The organism is Synechococcus sp. R6-10 (assembly GCF_047461815.1).
Taxonomy (GTDB): domain Bacteria; phylum Cyanobacteriota; class Cyanobacteriia; order Thermostichales; family Thermostichaceae; genus Thermostichus.
The window spans coordinates 1-3,551 of the sequence record NZ_JANSHW010000073.1; the positions used below are offsets into that span (position 1 = coordinate 1).

Annotated in this window: 2 protein-coding genes; both read right to left on the reverse strand. The window is 63.1% G+C overall.

Annotated features, from left to right (window positions below; translation table 11 throughout):
* Nucleotides 1-1,760: DNA methyltransferase (locus tag NW837_RS02430; protein WP_414329110.1), on the reverse strand; the 1,760-nt coding region annotated here is incomplete at its 3' end.
* The coding region (locus tag NW837_RS02435; protein WP_414329111.1) for a helicase-related protein at nt 1,757-3,551 on the reverse strand (1,795 nt) is incomplete at its 5' end. The genes NW837_RS02435 and NW837_RS02430, both read right to left, overlap by 4 nt.

Sequence of the window (3,551 nt, forward strand, 5' to 3'; positions counted from 1 at the left end):
CCCTTTTCCAAAATCGCCAAATCCAAGACACCCACCAGCGAATCGCCGCACTTGATGTGGTGATCCAGGAAGGTGAGGGGCTTGCCGGCGCAGTGGGCCTCCAGCCACAGGGCCACGCGGCAGAGTTCCACCGCCAGCGGGTTTTTGTCCACGCCGTAGATGCAGTGCGCCACCACATCGCGGATGGCCTCGCGGACACGCTCGGGGGCGGGTTCCTCTTCGCCGGTGCGGAGCTTTGCCAGTTCCTTGCCCAACCTGCGGGCGGCAGCAAGCAGGAAGTGACCGGATCCGCAGGCGGGATCACACACACGGATGGACAAAATCGCTTGCTCTTTTTCCTCAGGTGGGCGAGCGGCTTTCAGCCGTTCTTCAATCACTGGCTCCAGCGCCGAGCGGATGAGTTCGGCCACTAGCTCCGGCGGGGTGTAGTAGGAGCCTGTGCTCTTGCGCTCTGAGCCGTAGCTCAACTCAAAGCGAGGCGCCCCTTGCCCAGTTACAATCTGAGGCTGGTAGTCGAGCAAGCTTTCGTAGACGGATCCCAGTTCTTCTACATCCAGCGCCGCGTAGTTGACCCGCCGAAGGGGAGAGGTGGGGCTTTCTCGGTAGTAGGCTAGGTGCGAAAAGGCTTGCAGCAGATCCCGGTTGCTCAGGCTGCACTCATCCAGCTCCAGAGGGGCAAACAGCTCTCCGTTGAGAGGAGCAGCCCCCAGCAGCTCCGCCAGCTCCTCTTGGGAAAGCACCCTCCAGAGCACCCGCAAGCTGCACCAGAGATCCTCGTATTCGTCTTGGGCACTTTGCCGATCCAAAAACCGCCGCAGCCGCGTCACGCTGTAGTGCTCGCGATAGAGCGCCGCGCTGCTCATCAACCCCCGCTCTTCGGAAACCAAGAGGAACAGGAACCGGTAGACCAAGCGCAGCAGTTGGCGGTAGAGCTCCCTGGGATCCGACAAGAGCCGCGCTCTCAGCCTCTGGTTCTTGGGATGGGCCAGGAACCCATTTGCCAGCAACCTGATGCACTCCTCAACCCCCTCCCGCAGCCGTTCCCGTACCCGGCCACCCTGCTCCAGGGCCTGTTGGTAGTACTTTTCCAGCAGACAATCCCCTGCTAGCTCTGCCGTTTGGGGCAAGCGGCTGCGGTGCAGCAGCCGAAAGAGGATGGCAAAGTCGTTAAACCGCTGCTCCTCTAGGATCTGCTTCAGGTCAAACTCCACATAGGCCTGCCGACGCACATAGGTGGAGTCCCGCAGGAGGCGCAGGGTCAATCCGTTGGTAACAATGCCCCAGAGGTGCTCGCTGCGGTTGAGATACTCCTGCAGCAGCGAGTGGGGTGCCAGGCGAGGCCGGCCAGAAGCCGGCACGCGGCCCAGCTCCTGGCGCGCGCCGACGATGTGCACCGGTGGCGCGTCTTCCGCCTCGCCCATGCGATGCGAGATGGGGAAGTTCATTCCGTCCACCTCGCAGGCGCGCGGTTGATAGCGCACCTCGATCCCCAGCAAACTGAAGAAGGGGATCGCCCAGGCATCGCGGGTGATGCTGGTGGCGAGATCGCTTTCGGGCAGGCGCTGCAGGCGGCTCTGGAAGGCCTCCCAGTACTTTCGACAATCGGCAAAGACCGCGGCAATCTCTTCGACTGGGCCGCGCTTGCTGTTAAAGCCGAAGTCTTCTGGCTTCTGTCCTGGCAGATCCCCTGCCAGCAGCTTTTCGAGAATATCGGGCCCCAACAGGCCTCCTTCGATGCGTACCCCAGAAAACTCGCTCATCGGCAAACCACCGGTTGGAGAACAAGGAGTCCTAAAAGATCGGGGGGAAGCTGCGGCTTCACCTTCAGCCCCCGCCCCTGTAGGGACACGGCTTGGCGGATGCGCCTATGGGCAGCCTCCAGCTCAGCAGCACGCTGCAAAATCCGCTCCCGCGCCGCCTGCTGCAGCCGGTGATCCCTTCCCCAGTTTTCCTCTGTCTCCTGCCACGGGCCGAGACAGGCCAGGAGATGCTGAACCAGCTCCCGCTTTTCCGCTAGCGGTAGGTTCTCATCCGGCTTGGCCGTGGCCAGCAGTTGGAGAGCTGCGCCCGTCTCCAGCCAGCGGGCCTCGCCGCTCTCCAGGCCAACACCGCCTAGCACCAGCACCTCTTCCGCCAAGAGAGGCTGCCCCTGGGGTTGCTCCACCAGGTAGCGCACCCGCAGCAGCAGTAGAGTTGTAAGATCAACTACCGCTCGGGTGCGTAGAGCGCCGCAGCGGGAGACGACAGCATCCCCTTTCTCTGGGTTGTCGAGGGCTTCCTCCAGCAAAAACTGGGCCAGGGCAACCACGACGCGGTGGTTGCGGCCAATGTATTCGGCACCTTCGGGCGTGGGCGAGTCGAAGCTGATTAGCCATCGCCCGCCTTTGGGAGAGGGCAGGGCCAGGCGAATGGCTTCCGGCAAGGTGGCAGTGGCTTCGGAGCCGACGCTAACCTGGTAGACCCCCGACCGCTTCCCTGGGGTTATGGCTAGGTTGAGGCGCTGGGCGGCAGCCAGGAAGAATTCGCGCACAGCTTCGGGATCCCCTAGCACGGCATCGGTGGCCTCCAGCTCCCGCTGCACTGCCTCAGGCTTGAGGGCCCGCTGGGCAAAACGGGTGCGGTTGCGCCGCTCCTGTTCGACAGAGCGATCCCAGCGCCGGTGAAACTCATCCACTTCCGGCACGCCAAGATCGAGGGTTAGCTGGCGCTCGGCGGACCAGTGTCCCTTGCGCAGGAAGAGGGCTTCGAGCACAGCCTGGGTAACGCTTTCGCTAGCCTCCGGCACAGGCACGTGGGTGCCCAGGGTGCGGTGGATCTCCCGCGCTTTGTTGAGCAACACCTCCAGTACCACGCCATCTACGGGGTTGTCGCGGCCAAAAAAGCGGATGACCTTGACCCGGCTGGCCTTTTGGCCGTAGCGATCCACCCGGCCCTCCCGCTGCTCCAGCCGATTGGGGTTCCAGGGCAGGTCGTAGTGGATGACGGCTGTAAACTTTTCCTGCAGGTTGATCCCTTCCGAGAGGCAGTCGGTGGCCACCAGCACCCGTGGTCGGTCAACTTCCAGGTTCGCGATCTTGGCCTCCCGCTCCTCGTCTCCCATCCTGCCCGTTACACAGGCTACTTGGGCTGGGGATCCCAGCTGTTGCCGAAGGTAACTGTCCAGATACTCCGCAGTGGCAACGTAGCGGCACCAGAGGATGGGATGAAAACCTTCCTGAAGCAACTTTTTCACCAGCTCGATGGCCCGCGTCAGTTTGGTGTCGTGCTCTGGGCCCTGGAGCTGTTTGGCCAGACGGGCCAGGGCCTGCAACCGGCGGCGGTCGCTATCCGGCAGGGTTGGGTCTGCGGCTTCAAGAGCTGGCGTTGGCAGCTCATCGTCGGTACGCTCTTCTGCCGACTCGAACACCCAGCGGCTCAGTTCTGCCTCAACCTCTTCTTCTGCCTCCAGGGTTGCTCCGCTGCGATTGTGCAATGCCGCTACTGCTGCCGCCGGGCTGGACATTACGCAGCGCAAAAGGGCCAGCGCTCCCCAGTAGCGCACTCGCTGCTGG